The 18,014-nt window shown below is 75.2% G+C and carries 14 protein-coding genes, 1 rRNA gene and 1 pseudogene; 2 read left to right on the top strand and 14 right to left on the bottom strand.

What is annotated here, in order from left to right; all coding sequences use genetic code 11:
- Positions 1-94 precede the first annotated feature (94 nt).
- From GA0070623_RS29220 to GA0070623_RS29170, 11 genes are all read right to left on the bottom strand, one after another.
- The gene (locus GA0070623_RS29220) at positions 95-2,554 is read right to left on the bottom strand and encodes a hypothetical protein (RefSeq protein WP_231932586.1); all 2,460 of its coding nucleotides are present in this window, start codon (positions 2,552-2,554) and stop codon (positions 95-97) included.
- A complete protein-coding gene (locus GA0070623_RS29215) occupies positions 2,554-3,756 on the bottom strand; it encodes a glycosyltransferase family 4 protein (protein ID WP_067313361.1) in 1,203 nt (400 codons plus the stop codon). Before GA0070623_RS29215 ends, GA0070623_RS29220 begins: the two co-directional genes overlap by 1 nt.
- On the bottom strand, positions 3,753-5,423 hold the full coding sequence (gene murJ / locus GA0070623_RS29210; protein ID WP_067313359.1) for a murein biosynthesis integral membrane protein MurJ: 1,671 nt from the start codon (positions 5,421-5,423) through the stop codon (positions 3,753-3,755). Before murJ ends, GA0070623_RS29215 begins: the two co-directional genes overlap by 4 nt.
- Before the next feature lies 1 nt (position 5,424).
- The gene (locus GA0070623_RS29205) at positions 5,425-6,291 is read right to left on the bottom strand and encodes a hypothetical protein (RefSeq protein ID WP_067313357.1); all 867 of its coding nucleotides are present in this window, start codon (positions 6,289-6,291) and stop codon (positions 5,425-5,427) included.
- Between the two features lie 58 nt (positions 6,292-6,349).
- Positions 6,350-7,285 carry a copper transporter gene (locus GA0070623_RS29200; RefSeq protein ID WP_067313355.1) on the bottom strand — a complete coding sequence of 312 codons (936 nt, stop codon included), beginning with the start codon at positions 7,283-7,285 and terminating at the stop codon, positions 6,350-6,352.
- 27 nt (positions 7,286-7,312) lie between these two features.
- Positions 7,313-8,491 (bottom strand): putative cytokinetic ring protein SteA, encoded by a 1,179-nt coding sequence (gene steA / locus GA0070623_RS29195; RefSeq protein ID WP_067313369.1) that lies wholly within the window; start codon positions 8,489-8,491, stop codon positions 7,313-7,315.
- A gap of 119 nt (positions 8,492-8,610) precedes the next feature.
- Entirely contained in the window at positions 8,611-10,368 is a 1,758-nt protein-coding gene (gene recN / locus GA0070623_RS29190; RefSeq protein ID WP_067313353.1) for a DNA repair protein RecN, read from the bottom strand.
- A 162-nt stretch (positions 10,369-10,530) separates the two neighbouring features.
- Entirely contained in the window at positions 10,531-11,415 is an 885-nt protein-coding gene (locus GA0070623_RS29185; RefSeq protein ID WP_067313367.1) for an NAD kinase, read from the bottom strand.
- Positions 11,416-11,524: 109 nt separating this feature from the next.
- On the bottom strand, positions 11,525-12,370 hold the full coding sequence (locus tag GA0070623_RS29180; RefSeq protein ID WP_067313351.1) for a TlyA family RNA methyltransferase: 846 nt from the start codon (positions 12,368-12,370) through the stop codon (positions 11,525-11,527).
- A gap of 22 nt (positions 12,371-12,392) precedes the next feature.
- Entirely contained in the window at positions 12,393-12,614 is a 222-nt protein-coding gene (locus GA0070623_RS29175; RefSeq protein ID WP_067313349.1) for a hypothetical protein, read from the bottom strand.
- Between the two features lie 22 nt (positions 12,615-12,636).
- Complete coding sequence (locus GA0070623_RS29170) at positions 12,637-13,257, bottom strand: phasin family protein (RefSeq protein WP_067313346.1); 621 nt, start codon at positions 13,255-13,257, stop codon at positions 12,637-12,639.
- Positions 13,258-13,368: 111 nt separating this feature from the next.
- On the opposite strand from GA0070623_RS29170, the gene GA0070623_RS29165 reads away from it, so the two are divergent.
- Positions 13,369-13,704 (top strand): SCP2 sterol-binding domain-containing protein, encoded by a 336-nt coding sequence (locus tag GA0070623_RS29165; protein WP_067313344.1) that lies wholly within the window; start codon positions 13,369-13,371, stop codon positions 13,702-13,704.
- Between the two features lie 46 nt (positions 13,705-13,750).
- Here GA0070623_RS29165 and GA0070623_RS29160 read toward each other — a convergent pair whose 3' ends face one another.
- Complete coding sequence (locus GA0070623_RS29160) at positions 13,751-14,770, bottom strand: HAD-IIA family hydrolase (RefSeq protein ID WP_067313342.1); 1,020 nt, start codon at positions 14,768-14,770, stop codon at positions 13,751-13,753.
- Positions 14,771-15,120: 350 nt separating this feature from the next.
- Positions 15,121-15,882: pseudogene (locus tag GA0070623_RS31260) on the bottom strand (tetratricopeptide repeat protein); the annotation flags it as partial.
- A gap of 3 nt (positions 15,883-15,885) precedes the next feature.
- Here GA0070623_RS31260 and GA0070623_RS30505 point away from each other — a divergent pair.
- Positions 15,886-17,595, top strand: coding sequence for a hypothetical protein (locus tag GA0070623_RS30505; RefSeq protein WP_172898346.1), 1,710 nt, complete (start codon positions 15,886-15,888; stop codon positions 17,593-17,595).
- Positions 17,596-17,862: 267 nt separating this feature from the next.
- Here the strand turns inward: GA0070623_RS30505 and rrf are convergent.
- Positions 17,863-17,979 (bottom strand): 5S ribosomal RNA (rrf, locus tag GA0070623_RS29150).
- Positions 17,980-18,014: the final 35 nt, after the last annotated feature.

Below are 18,014 nucleotides of genomic sequence, written 5' to 3'. Positions count from 1 at the left end.
ACCGCCGTGCCGATCAGCAAAGTGATCACGCGATCCACGGGATTCCACGGTAACACCTCGCCGGGGTCCACCCGGCGTCGCACCCGACCCCGGGCTATCCGGACCCCGGACCGGACCGACCGGCCGCCACCTCGGTCGACGCCGGATCCGCCGTCGCGGGGGTACGCGCCGCCGGCACCGCAACCGCCTCCCGCCCCGCCGGCCGGTCCCCACGGTCGGGCGGCGCACCGCCCCGGTCGCCGTCGGATTCCGTCACCCGCCGCTGCGGCCCGCCGTCCGGGGCGTCGCCGTCGGAGGACGCCGCCGGATGCCGCTGCGGCCCGGCGCCCGGGGCGTCGGCGGGCCGTCCGCCGGGCGGGGCGTCGCCGTCGGCGGGCCGTCCGCCGGCCGGGTCGTCGTCGGGTGGGCGGACGCCGGGTGGACCGCCCGGGGCGTCGGGCCGGGGATGGCCCGGATCGGGCACGGTACGGTCGGTGGAGTGGTCGAGCACCCGCAGCGAGGCCAGCGCCGCCATCGGCACCACCAGCGCGCCGGCCGCCCCGGCCACGTCCAGGGCGGTGCCGCCCAGCAGCCCGGCGATGACCGCCGCGACCGCCGTGCCGGCCAACGCCGCCCGGATCGCCGGATAGATGCCGAACAGCCGCATCAGCCCGCCCCAGGGCTGGAGCAGCGCGAACCAGACCAGCAGCAGACCGACCACCGCCAGCACGGTCAGCGGGCTGTTGACCAACGTCTGGAAGTTCGCGGTGCTGGACCGGTGCACGGTCAGCCCGCCGGTGCCCTCGCCCAGGGCGGTCAGGAACCGGCCCAGCGCCCCCCGCTCCTCCACCGGCCGGCGCAGGTCCACCACCGCGAAGCCGATGGTCAGCGCCAGCCCGGCCATGGTCGCCCAGACCAGCCGGCTGACCGTCAGCCAGCCGCCGGTGCTGATCGCGGCGGCCACCGCCACCCCGGCGGTCAACGCGATCGCGCCGATCGAGTCCGCACCCAGGTAGGGGCTGCCGATCACCACCACGGCCAGCCCGCCCACCGCGACCACCACCATCGGCCGCCACTGCCGGCGGACCCGCTGGGCGAGCCAGCCGGCGCTGAGCAGCGAACCGGCGAGGAAGACGCCCAGCCCCACGGTGCCCAACCCGGAGAACCGGCCGCCCTCCAGCGCGGAGTAGCCGACCACGCCGTTGAGCTGCAACCGGGCACCGCTGAGCACGTCCGCGCCGACCACCAGGGTGGCCAGGCCGGCGACCGCGCCGAGCGGGCCGAGGGTGCGGTCGTGGCCGGGGGTGAACCGGACCAGGGCGGTCGCACCCACGATCAACGCGACCGTCACCCCGGCGAAGTACACCCCGGCGTGGTCGCCCCGCCACCACGGCACCGCGTCGGCGAGCAGGGCCGCCGGCACCGCCAGGGCGACCGCGATCAGCAGCAGTTCCACGGTCGCCACGATGCGGCGGGAGACCGGCGGTGGGCTGTGCGGGCCAGCGAGCCGACGAGCCCGGCGCAACAGCGGCAGCACCGCGATGGCGAGGCCGACCTGGGCCGCGGCGAGCAGGGCGAAGAACCACCCGGCCACGGCCCGCTGGGCGGCGGCCTCCCGGTCGGCGTCGGCCGGCGCGGTGATCGCGGTGGCCAGGTCGTCCGGGCGGTCGTCGACCTTGACGGCGGGACGGCCGAGGAAGATCCGCTCGGGCATCGGCCGGCCCAGCGCGATCAACGCGGTCGGTGCCAGGTCCACCAGTTGCAGGTAGCCCTCCCGGCCGGTGCTGGGCGAGGTGAGCCAGCCGTTCTCCCAGCCGGGTCCGTCGGCGACCACGACGTGCAGCCGGGCCGGTGCCTCGGTGTCGGACACCCCGGCGACCAGCACCAGGGAACGCTCCGGCCGGGCGGCGAGCACCCTCGCCAGCGCCTGGTCGGCCTGCCGGGCCGCCGCCCGCCGGGCCGCCGGATCTTCGCCGCTGACCGTGCCCAGGTCGACGATGCTCAGCACGCAGGAGCCGAGCAGCTCGGCCGGGTCGGCCGGCAGCTCCGGGGCGTACCGGTCGACCCGGCCGAAGGGTCGGGCGGCGGCGACGGCGGCACCGGGGCCGATCGCCACCGAGCAGCGCACCGACTCCGACAGCGAGCCGGGCACCGTGCCCCAGGGCTGCCGGTCGGCGTTGTAGGCGACCACACCCTCCTGGTCAGGCAGGTTCGCGCCGATCCCGTCGGGCTGCTCGACCGTCACCTCCGTCGCCGGGCAGCCGCCGGTCGGGCGGTTGCCGTTCCAGCCGGCGTAGCTGCCCGCACCGAGGGTGAGCCAGCCGTCCACCGGGCAGGTCGGGCGGTGCGCGGAGCGGGTCGACAACGACCCGATGGACCCCTGCTGGGCCATCCGCCACAGGGTCGGGGTGGTCTGCGGGTCGACGTCGGCCCAGCGCAGCCCGGCCACCCCGGCGAGGACCACGTAGTCGGCGGTGCGCCGGGGCGGGCTGGTGTCCGGGCGGGCCGCCAGGGCGGTGACGCCGAGCACCACCACGACCAGGGTGAGCAGGACCGGGGTGAATCGGCGCAGCATCAGGCGCGTCCCGTCGCGGGGCCGTCGGTGCCGGAGGTCGCCGGGCCGGTGCGGCCGGCGTCGTCCCGGTGCCCGGGGGCACCGGCCGGGTCGGTGTCGAGTTCGGTGTAGAGGGCGCGCAGGGTGGCGACGGTGTCCGCCTCGGTGGGCCAGCCGGCGGCCCGGGCGACACCCCGGCGGGCCAGGTCGGCCCGCAGGCCCGGGTCGTCCAGCAGCGACCGGACGGCCGTGTCGACCGCGTCCACGTCGCCGGGCGGGACCAGCAGCGCGCCGTCGCCGACCAGCTCGGGCAGCCCGCCGACGGCGGTCGCCACCAGCGGTACACCGGCCCGCAACGCCTCCTGGGCGAACAGTTGCCGGGCCTCCCAGTCACTGGTCACCACCGCCAGGTCGGCGCCGGTGAGCAGGTCGGCCACGTCGGTGCGGTGCCCGAGCAGGGTCACCGGGGCGCGGGCGGCGGAGATCCGGGCGGCCAGCGCCAGGTACGCCGGGCCGCTGCCGGCGACCACCACCACGGGCGGCGGCCGGCGGGTACGCCACCGGGCGGCGGCGTCGACGAGCACGTCGTAGCGCTTCTGCGGGTGCAGCCGGCCGACGGAGAGCACCAGCGACTGGTCACCGGCGACGCCGAACTCGGCGCGGACGGCGGCCCGGCGACGCCGGGGAGCCGGCAGGGCCGGCGCGGCGACCGGGGCGAGCCGGGCGTCGGCGGCGCCCAGCGCGGCGGCCCGGTCCACCAGGTCCGCCGACGCCCCCAGGGCGACCCGGGCGGACCGGGCGACGACCCGCTCGGCGAGCCGGGACAGTCGCCCGCGCAGCCCACCGGCGAGCACCGCGTTGTGCCAGGTGACCACGAGTGGTGCGGTGGGCCGGGCGAGCGCCGCGACCAGCCCGGCACGCAGCCCGTGGGCGTGCACCACCCGGGCGTCCGTGCCGGCCAGCGCCCGGCGCAGCGCGGTGACCGCGCGGGCGTCGGCCGGGGTGGGGTTGGCCGAGATCTCCACCGGCGTGAACCGGGCCCCGGTGCCGGCGAAGTCGAACTGCTCGTCGGTGGCGGCCGGGCCGCAGACCAGCACCGGCTGGCCGGCCTCGACGAGCCCCCGGGCCACCGACCGGACGTGTTGCCCCACCCCGCCGGTGCTGGAGGCGAGCAGCAGCACCACCGTGCCCCGGGGGTCGGGGGCGGGCGTCGCGTCGGTCATGGGGAGAGGGTCTCCTTCCCGTCACCGGCGTCGCGGGGAACGCCGTCCTGCGGGGCACCCGCCGGTCGCCGGCCGCCCAGCCGGCGGCGGACGCCGGTGAGCAGCGGCCCGACGTCCCGCCGGTCCACCAGCCAGGCGACGGCGAGGAACAGCACGCCGACCACGGCCCCCGACAGCATGCCCTGAACGAGTGCCCCCGCTGTCGTCGGGGTGCCGCCGTCGGCGAGCAGCCGGGCGGTGAGGACGCCGGCCGGGGCGGCGAGCAGCGCGGCCAGCAGACCCGCCAGGGCGGCCCGACCGGCACCGGCGAGCGCGGCCCGACCGGCGGACCGGGACACCGCGCCGACCAGGAGCACCCCGAGGACCAGCATCCCGACGGAGTTGGCCAGGGTGACCGCCAGCACCCGGTCGGCGCGGGGCAGCAGCGCCGCCAGCGGTACGGCGACCAGCGGCACCACCAGCCAGCCGGTGGTGATGGCGGCGGTGGCCGCCCGGGTGGCCCCCCGGGCGTAGAGCGCCCGGGACAGCACCGCGAAGAGACCGTAGCCGACCAGTCCGGGGGCGAACCCGGCGATGGCGGCAGCGGTCGGCTCCGCGCCGAGCGGGAAGAACCGGCCGACCGGTTCGGCGGTGCCGACCAGCGCCGCCGCGCCGAGGAAGCTGCACAGCAGCACCCCCCGGGTGGTCGCGGCGACCGTGCTGCGGTAGCCGGCGACGTCGCCGGTCGCGGCGGCGGCGGACAGCCCCGGGTAGGCGGCGACGGCCAGCGGCACCGCGAGCACCGCCCAGGGCAGCAGGTACATGGTCTGGGCCAGGTTGTAGACCTGCGGGGAGCCGGTCGGGCCGCCGGAGACCCGGTTGAGGATGACCACCAGGGCGAGTTGCTGGGCGGTGACGGTGACCGCCCCGGCGACGGCGAGCCCGCCGACCCGGGCGCGGGCGTCGGCGGGGAAGGCGTACCCGGGTCGCCAGGCCAGCCCGAGCCGGCGCAGCGGAACCAGCAGCGACAGCGACAGCACCACCACACCGAGGGTGGTGCCGCCGGAGAGGACCAGCTCACCGGCCCGGCTCACCTGGGCGATGCTCGCGTCCCGGCCCTGGGTGGCGCCGAAGACCAGGTAGACCACCACGACGGTGAGGCTGGACAGCAGCGGCGCGACGACCGGCCAGGCGAACCGGCGGTGCGCCTGGAGGACCCCGGTGAGCACGATCCCGATGCCGTAGAGCGGCAGTTGCGGGGCGAACACCCGCAGCATCCGTGCCCCGGCGGCCAGCTCGGCCGGGGAGCGCCCGTCGGAGATCACCGCCACGATCGGGTCGGCGAAGAGCGCCACCAGCGCCGCGAGCGGCACCAGCAGGGTCACCGTCCAGGTCAACAACGCGCCGGTGGTGGCGGCCACCGCCCGCCGGTCACCCGCCGCGACCGGCCCGGCCAGCAGCGGTACGACGAGACTGGCCAGCGCCCCACCGGCCACGATCTCGAAGATGATGTTGGGGACGGTGTTGGCGATCACGTACATGCCGCCGAGGTCGCTGCCCTCCACGACCCAGGTGAACACGGCGGTACGGCCGAACCCGGCGAGCCGGGCCAGGACGGTGAGCACGGCGATCAGGGCGGCCGCGCCGGCCACCCGACCGGCGGCGGCGAGGGGTGCCGGTCTGGTCACGTCAGTCGGATCGCCGGCCCAGCGCGTCGAGTTCCCGCAGCACCGGGGTGCGCTGGATGACCGCCGTGAAGCTGACCTTCTCGCTGGCCGCGGTGAGGCCGGCGAGGACCGCGAGCAGACCGGCCCGGCCGAACGGGCCGGTCCGGGCGGCGAGCGCCACCCCGAGCAGCGCGCCGACCGCGTTGGCCCCGCTGTCGCCGATCATCACCCGCTCGCCCAGGTCCTCGTCGAGCAGCCCACCGGCGGCACCGACCGCCCCGGCGGCGATGCCGGCGTGCGGGCCACCGGCCAGCGGGACGCCGAGCAGCACCGCCGACTTCAGCGCCCGGCCGGGGCGCAGGTCGAGCAGGTTGAGCAGGTTGGCGGTGCCGGCCACCACGCCCGCGCCGAGCAGCACGTCGACGGTGCGGCCGAGGGTGCGGTGGCGCTGCCGGCGCGGGTGCGCGGCGACCCGGGGGTCGGCGGCGAGCAACGCGGCGGCGGCGAGCCCGGCCGCGCCCACCCCGGCGACCTTGACCAGGCCGGCGGTGACCCGGCCGGCGCGCAGGGCGGCGAGGTGACCGGCGAAGCCCTTGGCGGCCTTCTGTTCCGGCCGGGCGCCGACCACGTCGTCGTAGAGGCCGACCGCGCCCGCGCCGAGGCCGGCGACGAGCACCGCCGCACCGGCCGGGACGCTGCCCGCGCCGAGCGCTCCCCCACCGGACGCCCCGACGGCCAGCGCCGGCCCGGCGGCGAGGCTGACGGTACGGCCACGAAAGTTGGTGCGTTCCAGCGCCGGCCCGACCGGGGCGGTACGGATCTCCCGCAGCGCGTACCGGGCGGCGGCCGCTCCGGCGGCGGCGGCGAGCAGCCGCCCGAACCCGCTCATACGGCACCGCCGGACGGGGCGGTCGGGTGGTAACCGGTCACCGGGGCAGTTTGTTCGTTCACTGGGGCAGTCTAGGCACCAGCGTGGCGTTGTCGCCGACGCCGTACTGACCGGCCCGCTTCTCGGTGAGCTGTTGGACCAGCGCCAGGCTGGTGACCAGCTGCCCCTGCACGGTGTTGGCGTTGTCGACGGTGGAGATGGTCTGCGCGAGCACCGGGTCGCCCCGGACCACGGCCACCAGGTTGCCCCCGGCGGAGCCGTTGCCGCCGACGACGATCGCGCCGGTGCGGTCGAACTGCTCGGCGATCTTCACCACCGACTCGTCCTTCTTCGCGGAGTCCTTGTCGACGTAGGGCTGCCCGCTGACCACCACGACGGCCTCGGCGGTGCCGGTGACCTTCTCCTCGCTGGTGAGGTATCCGGCGTTGGCGTACGCGGCCAGCACCGCCCGCCGGTCGGCGTCGGTCACCGCCGGGGTGCCCTGCGGGCGGTCGAGCAGGACGCTGGCCAGCAGGGCGCTGGAGGTCTCCACGCCGTTGCCGTTGCCGGGCAGCGCCGAGGCGGGCGCGGTGGGCCGGGCCGCGGTGACGGCCAGCTCCATCAGGTTGGTGTTGTTGTCCGGGTTGACGAACTTGTCCTGCACGTCGACCCGGCCGGTCACGGTGGCCCCGGCGGTCTGCAGCGACTTCAGCACGCCCTCGGTGTGCTCCCGCCCGGTGGGCAGGCTGAGCACCATGACCCGCTTGCCGGTGAGCTTGCCCGGCAGGATGATCTGCGCCATCTCGGCGGCGAAGTCCTCCTCCAGGTCCAGCTCCTTCTGGAGGCTGTTGACCGACTGACGCATCTGCTGGTTGTCCTTGCGCAGCGAGTTGACCGTCTCCTTGAGCGAGTCGGCCACCGGGCCGTTGAGGGCGGCCGTGCCGACCACCAGGCCGATCGCCAAGGCCAGGAAGACCGCGGTCAGGGACACCACGTGGTATCGGAAATTGATCACGCTTGCAGCCTCTTGATCGGTCGGGAGCTAGAAGAGCTGGCCGAGCTGGAACACGAAATTGTCCCACCACTCCGAGACCACGCCCAAATACGCCTTGCCGACGGTGGAGACCGCCACGGCGGAGGCCATCGCGGCGATCGCCGAGAGGACCAGGAGCAGCAGGGACGAGCCGGAGATGTTCTGCCGGTAGAGCCGGCTCACCCCCTTGGCGTCGACCAGCTTGCCGCCGACCTTGAGCCGGGTGAGGAAGGTGGAGGCCATCCCGCCGCGGCCCTTGTCCAGGAATTCGACCAGCGTGGCGTGGGTGCCGACCGCCACCAGCAGCGAGGCGCCCTTCTCGTCGGCCAGCAGCATGGCCAGGTCCTCGCTGGTGGCGGCGGCCGGGAAGGTGATCGCCGGCACCCCGAGGCCGTTGACCCGGGCCAGGCCCGGCGCCCGGCCGTCCGGGTAGGCGTGCACGATCACCTCGGCGCCGCACCGCAGCACGTCGTCGGTGACCGAGTCCATGTCCCCGATGATCATGTCGGGGGTGTAGCCCGCCTCGACCAGGGCGTCCGCCCCGCCGTCCACGCCGATCAGCACCGGCTTGAACTCCCGGATGTACGGGCGCAGCACGTCCAGGTCGGCCTTGTAGTCGTAGCCCCGGACCACGATCAGGCAGTGCCGACCCCGCATCTGGGTCTGGATGTCCGGGACGCCGACCCCGTCGAGCAGCAGGTCCCGTTCCTGGCGCAGGTAGTCCATGGTGTTGGCGGCGAACGCCTCCAACTGCACCGACAGGCCCTCCCGGGCGTCGGCCATCGCCTTGGCGACCGTCTCGGCGTCCTGCAGGTCACCGTGCGCCACCGGCTCGTCGCCGACGAAGACGGTGTTGCCCTCGATCCGGACGGTGTCGCCCTCCCGGAGCCGCTCGAAGATCCCCTCGCCGAGGTCGTCCAGGAGCAGGATGCCGGCACCGATCAGCACCTCGGGGCCGAGGTTGGGGTAACGGCCGGAGACCGACGGCTTGGCGTTGAGGACCGCGGCGACCCCGACCGCGACCAGTGAGTCGGCCGCCACCCGGTCCAGGTCGACGTGGTCGATCACCGCGATGTCGCCGGGGCGGAGCCGGCCGACCAGCCGCTTGGTACGGCGGTCGAGACGTGCGGTGCCGAGAACTGAGTCCGGTTCCGCGTTCCGGGTCCGGCGCAACGTGGGTAGACGCATCGTGACCATCCTGGCATGGGAGGCTGGTTTTTCCGGTGCGACATGCCTGAGCAGGGCCGCCTACCCAGGGAAGCACACCAGGGCACGGCCCGGTGTGCCTCCGCTCACAATCGTCGCGGTCAGGGCCGTCTTTCCTTCGCCGCGACGGCCAGGAGTTCCTCGGCATGGGCGATACCCAGATCCGAATCCGGCAAACCTGCCAGCATCCGGGCCAGCTCCCGGGCACGTTCGGTGTCCTCCACCACCCGTACCCCGCTGGTGGTCACCGCGCCGCCGGTGTCCTTCGCCACCACCAGGTGCCGGTCGGCGAACGCGGCCACCTGCGGCAGGTGCGTCACCACCAGCACCTGGTGACTGCGGGCCAACCGGGCCAACCGCCGGCCGATCTCCACCGCCGCCTGACCTCCCACCCCCGCGTCGACCTCGTCGAAGACCAGGGTGGGCGGGCCGCCGGAGCCGGCGAACACCACCTCGATGGCGAGCATCACCCGGGACAGCTCACCCCCGGAGGCACCCCGCTGCAACGGCAGCGACGGCGCTCCCGGGTGGGCCAGCAGCCGCAGCTCCACCTCGTCGGCGCCGTCCGGACCGACCCCGCACTCGACCCCGTTGACCGACAGCGTCGGCTCGGACCGGCCGGCCGGCCGGGGCAGCACCGCCACCTCGATCCGGGCGTGCGGCATCGCCAACCCGGCCAGCTCCACGGTGACCTGCTCGGCGAAGCGGACCGCCGCCTCCTGCCGGGAAGCCGACAGCCGACCGGCCAGCTCGGCCACCTCACCGGCGAGGCGTTGCGCCTCCCGGTCCAGCTCGTCGAGCACCTCGTCGGAGGTGTCCAGGTCGGACAGCCGGGTCCGGGCGCGTTCGGCCCAGGCGATCACCCCGTCGACGTCGTCGGCGTACTTGCGGGTCAACGCCCGCAGCGCGGCCCGCCGCTCGTAGATGGTCTGCAACCGGGCCGGGTCGGCGTCCAACGCCGCCAGGTACGCCGACAGCTCCGCCGAGACGTCCGCCACCAGGGTGGCCGCCTCCTCCAGCCGACCGGCCAGCTCACCCAGCGCCGGATCGGTGCCCGCCTGCGCCTCCAGGGTGCGCCGGGCCGTGCCGAGCAGCACCGTGGCGTCGGGCGTGTCGTCGGCCGCCTCCACCCCGCCGGCCACGCACACGTGCGCCAGCTGGGCCGCCGTCCGCAGCCCCTCGGCGTGCTCCAGCCGCTGCGCCTCGGTCTTCAACTCGTCGTCCTCGCCGGGCTGCGGGTCGACCCGGGTGATCTCGTCCAGCCCCAGCCGGAGCAGATCGGCCTCCTGATGCCGGGCGCGGGCGTTGCTGCGCCGGTCGGCCAGGTCGTCGACCACCTGCCGCCACCGCCCGTACGCCTCCCGCAGCGCGTCGACCAGCTTCTCGTGCCCGGGGCCGGCGAACCGGTCCAGCGCGGCCCGCTGCTCGGCGGGCCGCAGCAGCCGCAACTGGTCGGACTGGCCGTGCACCGCCACCACCTGCTCGCCGACCTCACCGAGCATCGACACCGGCATGCTCCGGCCGCCCAGGTGGGCGCGGGACCGGCCCTCCACGGTGACCGTACGGCTCATCAGCAGCGAGCCGTCGTCGTCGGGTCCGCCACCGGCGTCGACGATCCGGGCGTGCACCACGTCGGCCACCCGGCCGCCGAGCCGCAGCCGCCCCTCGACGGTGGCCCGCCCCGGCGCGGCCCGCACCCGGCCCGCGTCGGCCCGGCCGCCGAACAGCAGGCCGAGGCCGGTCACCACCATCGTCTTGCCGGCACCGGTCTCACCGGTGATGACGTTCATCCCGCCGGCCAGCGGCAGGGTGGTGTCCTCGATGACGCCCAGTCCGGTGATCCGCAGCTCTTCCAGCACAGCACCCGACAGTAGACGCGTGCTGGGACAGTTGACCAGCCGGCACGGGTGACCGGTCGGGCCGGCATGATCCACCCCGCCGGCCACCGGGGCGGTGCCGCTGGTGGGCGGCCCCGGGCGGGGTCCGACAGACCCCGCAGGCCCCGGGTCCGCGATCCGGGATCAGCGGCGGCTGCCGCGCCAGCCCTGCACCGGCAGGTCGAACTTGGCCACCAGGCGATCGGTGAACGGCCGGTCCCGCAACCGCACCACCCGTACCGGCAGGGCACCCCGGCGCACCGTCACCGTGGCACCCGGCGGCAGGTCGTAGACCCGCCGCCCGTCACAGCAGAGCACCGCCAGGGTGGTGAACGGGTCGACCGTGATGACGAACGTGGAGGTGGGCGCGGTCACCAGCGGACGGCTGAACAGCGCGTGCGCGCTGATCGGCACCAGCAGCAACGCCTCCACCTCCGGCCAGACCACCGGCCCCCCACCGGAGAACGCGTACGCGGTGGAGCCGGTCGGGGTGGCACAGACCACGCCGTCACAGCCGTAGCGGGACAGCGGGCGACCGTCCACGTCGACCAGCAGCTCCAGCATCTGGGCGCGTTCGCCCTTCTCGACGCTGATCTCGTTGAGCGCCCACGACTCGATGGTCGGGCCGCCGTCGAACTCGGCGGTGACGTCGAGGGTGAGCCGTTCGTCCACGGTGTAGTTGCGCCCGACCACGTCCCGCACGGCGGTGTCGAGATCGTCGATCTCCGCCTCGGCGAGGAAACCCACCTTGCCCAGGTTGATGCCGAGCAGCGGCACCTTCGCCGGGCGGGCCAGTTCGGCCGCGCGCAGGAAGGTGCCGTCCCCGCCGAGCGCGAAGACGATCTCGGCCCCCTCGGCCGCCCGCAGACCGGCCATCGGCACCACCCCGGGCAGGTCGAGGTCCTCGGCCTCCTCGGCCACCACCCGGACCTCGAAGCCGGCCGCGATCAGGTCGGCCGCGACCGCGCGGGCGTGCTCGGTGCTGCGTCGCCGGCCGGTGTGCGTCACCAGCAGCGCGGTCCGGCTCACCGGTGCCACCACCCGTCACGCGTCCGGCCGGTCAGGCCCTCGCTGAGGTCCACCGGACCCGCCTCCCGTCCACCCTCGTGGGACACCATTGCGACGTCGCGCACCGCACTCACCCTGCCACCTTCCCGGACGCCGCAGCCGGCCCGGGGCCGGTCGGCCCGGCCACCACCACGGCGTGCACCCGTCCGGGGTCGGCCGCCGGCGCGTCCCGGCGCAACCACACGAAGAACTCGACATTGCCACTCGGACCGGGCAGCGGGCTGGCCGCCACGTCCGCCAGGCCGAGTCCGAGCCCGGCGGCGCTCGCCGCCACCTCCAGCACCGCCTCGGCCCGCAGCGCCGGATCCCGGACCACACCCCCGGCGCCGACCCGCTCCTTGCCGACCTCGAACTGCGGCTTGACCATCAGCGCCAGGTCGCCGTCGGTACGGGTGCAGCCGGCCAGCGCGGGCAGCACCAGACGCAGGGAGATGAACGACAGGTCAGCCACCGCCAGGTCGACCGGCCCGCCGATCGCCTCCGGGGTGAGGGTACGCACGTTGGTGCGGTCCAGCACCCGGACCCGTTCATCGGTCCGCAGCGACCAGGCGAGCTGGCCGTACCCGACGTCCACGGCGACCACCTCGGCCGCACCGGCGCGCAGCAGCACGTCGGTGAAGCCGCCGGTCGACGCCCCGGCGTCCAGGCACCTGCGGCCGGCGACGGTCAGCCCGGCGGGGGCGAAGGCGGCGAGCGCGCCGGCCAGTTTGTGGCCGCCCCGGGAGACGTACTCGTCGATCGGGTCGGCACCGGTGACCAGCAGCGGATCGGCCGGGTCGACCATCGCGGCCGCCTTGCGCGCGGGCACCCCGCGCAGCTGGACCCGGCCGGCCTCGATCAGCGCGGCCGCCTGCTCGCGGGAACGGGCCAGGCCGCGACGGACGATTTCGGCGTCGAGTCGGGTACGACGTGCCATGGGGTGGTTCTCTCCGGTCCGGTCAGGCCTGGTCGATGGTGGCGAGGGTCTCCCGCAGCGTCTGGTACGCCGCCTCGTACTGGGCGATCTGGTCGGCCGGGGGCAGGCCCTCGGCGTTCGCCATCGCCCGGACGGCGGCGTCGACGGCCGGATGGCGGACCTCGTCGACGTCCTCGTCCGCGACGGTGGACGGCGGACCGGGGCGGCCGGCCGGCGGCGGGGCGGGGCGGGGCGGGCCGGTCACGACCGGCTCCCGGGGAAGCCGCTCACCCGGCGCCGCCGGGGGAACCTCGGCCGGGAGCGGCCTTACGGGGTGGACGCGACGGCGGCGTCGGGTCCTCGCCGGGCGCTCCCGACCCGGCGGACGGGTCCACCGGCACGGGCTTCTGCACAGCCTTCTTCACGGCCTTCTTCGCCACGGCCTTCTTCGCCACGGCCTTCTTCGCCACCGTCAGGGGCGAGGGCGCGGCGTCGCCGGGCTCACCACCGGCCGTCTCCGCAGTGCCACCGGCCATCTTCACAGCACCACCCGCCGGAGCGGTGGTGTCGGGCGCGGCGTCGCCGGCCGGTACCGCCACCGGTCCGTTCCGCGCCTCGCGGAGCTGCCGCTCCAGCTCGTGCACCCGGCGGGTCAACTCGGCGACCTCGTCGGCGGTGGCGAGCCCCACCGCGCCGAGCGCCCGGTCGACCTCGAACCGGACCAGCTTGGTCAGCGCTTCCCGGTTGGCCGCGCCGGTGGCGAGGAGTTCCTCGGCGAGCGCCTGGAGCTGGACGGCTGTCGCACCGCCCGTGCCGGCCAACCGCCGGGCGGCGTCCTGGGCTCTCTTCCGGGGCGCTTCCGTCAGGCCCAGGGCCAGCTCCAGGTAGGCACGCCACGCGTCCTGCATGACTGAGTCCTTCCGCGGGGGGAGTGTCCGGCCCTCACGCTACCGGGCGCCCCGCGCCGCCCATTGCGGTACGGTGCCGGGAAACGGCGTGGCGGGTGCAAGGAGGACGATGTGGCCAGCGTGGACGAGTGCCGACAGGCGCTGCGGGATCTTGCCGACCGCCTGGACCGGCACGCCGACGCCTCCAGCAAGATCGATCTGGATCGCACCCTGGCCTGCCGGATCACCGATCTGGAGACCGCCTTCCATGGCCGGATCACCGGCGGTCGGCTGGTCGACCTCAGCGACGGCGACGACCCGAAGGCGAAGATCGCCCTGATCACCACCAGCGACGACCTGGTCGCCCTGGTGCACGGTCAGCTCGACGTCACCAAGGCGGTGGCCGCCCGCCGGGTCTCCATCAAGGCCAGCCCGTTCGACCTGCTGAAGCTCCGCAAGCTGCTCTGACCGGGTAACGGGTGCCGGGCGGTAACGGTACCGCCCGGCCCGGCGGTCAGCGGGTCAGGCCGAACCCGGCCAGCACCCGCTCCGCCTCCGGTGAGACCGGCCGTACGGCGGCACCGGTGCCGGCCGACCAGGCGACCGCGCAGAGCGCCGCCACCGCGTCCAACGGCCGCCCGGCTCCGTCCAACTGCACCGTCCCGTCGACGGCCGTCGCCGACCATCCACCGGCCTGCGGATCGCCGGGAACCCGGACCACCGCCGCCGGATCGAAGAGCCCGGCCAGATCAGCCGCGACGTGGGTCGGCCGGCGCAGCTCGGCTGCGGCCAGCAACTCGGGGACGTCGCTGACCCCGGTGAGCACCAGCAGGCTGTCCAGCCCGGCCCGGCGGGCACCCTCGATGTCGGTGTCCAGCCGGTCACCGACCACCAATGTCCGGCCGGTTCCAGCGCGCCGGGCGGCGGTGGCGAAGAGCGCCGGCTCGGGTTTGCCGACCACCACGTCGGGTGCCCGGTCCAGGGCGTGCCGCAGGGCGGCCACCAGTGAGCCGTTACCCGGCAACGGGCCGCGTCCACTCGGCAGCGTCCGGTCGGTGTTGGTGGCCACCCAGGTCGCCCCGCCGCGGATCGCCACCGACGCCTCGGCCAGGTCCACCCAGCCCACCTGCGGGCCGTACCCCTGGACGACGGCGACCGGCGCGTCGTCGGCACGGTCGACCGGGGTGAGCCCGACGGCGCGGATCTCGGCACGCAGCGCCTCCGCGCCGACGACGAGCACTGCGGCCCCGGCGGGAAGCCGGTCCCGCAGCAGTTCGGCGGCGGCCGCCGCCGAGGTGAGCACCTCCGCCGGGTCGGCCGGTACGCCCATCCCGGTGAGCAGGTCGGCGACCTCGCTGGAACGCCGCGACGCGTTGTTCGTGGCGAACGCCACCGCCCGGCCCTCGGCCCGCAGTGCGCCGAGGGCCTCGACCGCGCCGGGAATCGGCCGGTCGATCAGGTAGATCACCCCATCCAGGTCGAAAGCGACCAGGGCGTATTCGTCGACCAACCGGCCCCCGGCGCCGTCGGTCATCGCCGGTCCGCCGCCGATCCGGGCTCGTCAGCCGACCGCGCCTCGACCGGAGCCACCGCGTCGTCGGCCCGACCGGCACCGGGCCGGATGTCCGCAGCGGCACCGGGGGCGTCGCCCGCGTCCGCCGGCCCACCGGCGCGGTGGTCGGTCCCGTCCCGCTCGTCCTCGTCGACGCCGCCGTCGGGGCCGTCCCGGTCGGCGTCGCCGCCGTCCCGGCTCAGCGCGGCGGCCCCGTCGTGACCGTCGGCGTCGAGATCGTCGCCGCCCCCGTCGGCGGCATCCCCGTCGCGGACGGCGCGAACCCCGTCGTGGTCGTCGACCTCATCCTGGTCGGCGATGTCGTCGCGGTCGTCGGCGTCGTCCTGCTCGGCGACATCGTCCTGGTCGACGACATCGTCCTGTCCGGCGATGTCGTCGTGGTCGTCGGCGTCGTCCTGGTCGGCGACATCGTCGTCGGCGTCGTCCTGGTCGGCGTGGTCGCCCGTCGACGCGGCGGCGGTGTCCGCGGTGGCGGCCTCCGTCCCGGCCGGCTCGTCGTCCTCGTCGTCGCCCTCGATCACCACGCCGTCGAGTTCCAGCAGCCGCTCCGCGGCGTCGGTCTCGCTGTCGGTGTCCACGTCGGCGGCTCGGGCGAACCACTCCCGGGCCTCCTCGCGGCGACCCACCGCGAGCAGCGCGTCGGCGTAGGCGTAGCGCAACCGGGCGGTCCACGGCTCGGCCGCCTCGACGGTCAGCTCCGGCACCTGGAGCATCGCCACGGCCGCGTCCTTCTGCCCCAGGTCGCCCCGGGCACCGCCGGCCACGATCAGCAGCTCGACCGCCACGGCCTTGTCCAACTTGTCGCTGTCGGCGCCCCGGAACAGGTCGATCGCCCGCTCCGGACGCCCGAGGGCGCGCTCGCAGTCGGCCAGCACCGCAAGGTGGCTCTGCAACCCGGTCATCCGGTGGTACGTGCGCAGCTCGGCGATCGCCGTCTGCCACTCCCCCGCGTGGTACGCGGCCAGACCGACCGCCTCGCGCACGGCGGAGATCCGGGCGGCCAACCGGCGGGCCGCCATCGCGTGGGCCAGCGCCTCGGCCGGATCCTCGTCGATCAGCTGACCGGTGGCCACCAGGTGCCGGGCGACGGTCTCCGCCACCGGCTTGTTCAGCGAGAGCAGTTCGGCACGAACCGCCGTGTCGAGGTCGCTCGCGGAGATCTCGTCCGGCAGGGCCGGGGCGACCGACCGGCCGTCGGCCTCGTCCCGGCGCTGCCGGTCGGGGCCGAACCCGCCCTCACGACGACGGTCCTCGCCGTCCCGTTGCTCGTCGCGGCGCGGCCGGTCGTAACCGTCGCGCTCGCCGCCCCGGAAGCCTCCCTCACGACGGTCCCCACCGCGCGACTCGCCGCCGCGGAAACCACCGTCCCGACGCTCGCCACCCCGGAAACCACCCTCACGGGAGTCACCGCTGCGGAAACCACCCTCACGGGAGTCGCCCTCCCGACGGAAACCGCCGGGCCGGGAATCGCCGTCACGCGGTGCCGACCGGAAACCACCCTCACGACGGTCCCCACCCCGGAAACCACCCTCACGGGAGTCACCTCCCCGGAAACCACCCTCGCGCGGGCCGGACCGGAAGCCACCTTCGCGGCGGTCGCCACCACCGAAACCGCCGGGACGGCGGTCGCCGCCCGGACCACCCTCGCGGCGGTCACCGCCCCGGAAACCACCGTCACGGCGGTCTCCGCCCCGGAAACCGCCGGTGCCCGAGTCGCCACCCCGGTAGCCGCCTTCGCGGCGGTCGCCACCGAAGCCACCCTCGCGGCGGTCGCCGCCCGGGAAACCGCCCTCGCGGCGGTCCCCGCCCCGGAAACCGCCCGACCGGGAGTCGCCGTCCCGACGGAAACCACCGGGCCGCGAATCACCGTCACGCGAACCCGACCGGAAACCACCCTCACGACGGTCGCCGCCCCGGAAGCCGCCGCCCGTGCCCGAGTCGCCGCCACGGAAACCGCCCTCACGGCGGTCACCACCGAAGCCACCTTCACGGCGGTCGCCGCCCCGGAAACCGCCCTCGCGGGAGTCGCCGCCCCGGAAACCGCCCTCACGCGGGCCGGACCGGAAACCACCACGGTCACCACCACGCGCATCGTCACGCCGGTCCCCACCACGGAAACCACCGGACCGGGAGTCGCCGTCCCGACGGAAACCACCGGGCCGCGAATCACCGTCACGCGAACCCGACCGGAAACCACCCTCACGACGGTCACCACCGCCGAAACCACCCTCACGACGGTCACCGCTACGGGAGCCGCCCTCGCGCCGGTCGCCACCACCGAAACCGCCGGGACGACGCTCGCCGCCCGGCCCGCCCTCACGACGGTCGCCGCCCCGGAAGCCGCCGCCCGTGCCCGAGTCGCCGCCACGGAAACCGCCCTCACGGCGGTCACCACCGAAGCCACCTTCACGGCGGTCGCCGCCCCGGAAACCGCCCTCGCGGGAGTCGCCGCCCCGGAAACCGCCCTCACGCGGGCCGGACCGGAAACCACCACGGTCACCACCACGCGCATCGTCACGCCGGTCCCCACCACGGAAACCACCGGACCGGGAGTCGCCGTCCCGACGGAAACCACCGGGCCGCGAATCACCGTCACGCGAACCCGACCGGAAACCACCCTCACGACGGTCACCACCGCCGAAACCACCCTCACGACGGTCACCGCCGCGGAAACCGCCGGCGCCACCCGAGTCACCACCCCGGAAACCGCCGGTGCGGGAGTCACCACCCCGGGAGTCACCGCCGCGGAAACCACCGGGCCGCGAATCGCCGGTACGGGGGCCTGACCGGAAACCCTCTCCACGACGATCACCGCCACGGAAGCCGCCCTGCGAAGCACCGCGGTCGTCACGGTCGCCCCGGTACGGGGGGCGGTCGTCCCGGCGAGGGTCGGCGTCCCGCCCCTGGGGTCGGTCCGAACGGTCTTCGTATCGGCGCGGACGATCTCCGCCCTGCGGTCCTGAACTCACAGGTACATCCTTCCTGATTGCGTCACCGACGACGCTACGCAGTCGAGGGCCGACCCGGATGGGGCGGCCCTCGACTGAAAGATTGTCCGGCGGTGTCCTACTCTCCCACACCCTCCCGAGTGCAGTACCATCGGCGCTGGAGGGCTTAGCTTCCGGGTTCGGAATGTAACCGGGCGTTTCCCCTCCGCCATGACCGCCGTAACCTTATGAACATATCAAACAACACACACACCCAC

It is taken from the genome of Micromonospora rifamycinica (genome assembly GCF_900090265.1).
In the GTDB taxonomy this organism is placed as follows: Bacteria; Actinomycetota; Actinomycetes; order Mycobacteriales; family Micromonosporaceae; genus Micromonospora; species Micromonospora rifamycinica.
This window is presented reverse-complemented; position numbering and strand designations above follow the sequence as displayed.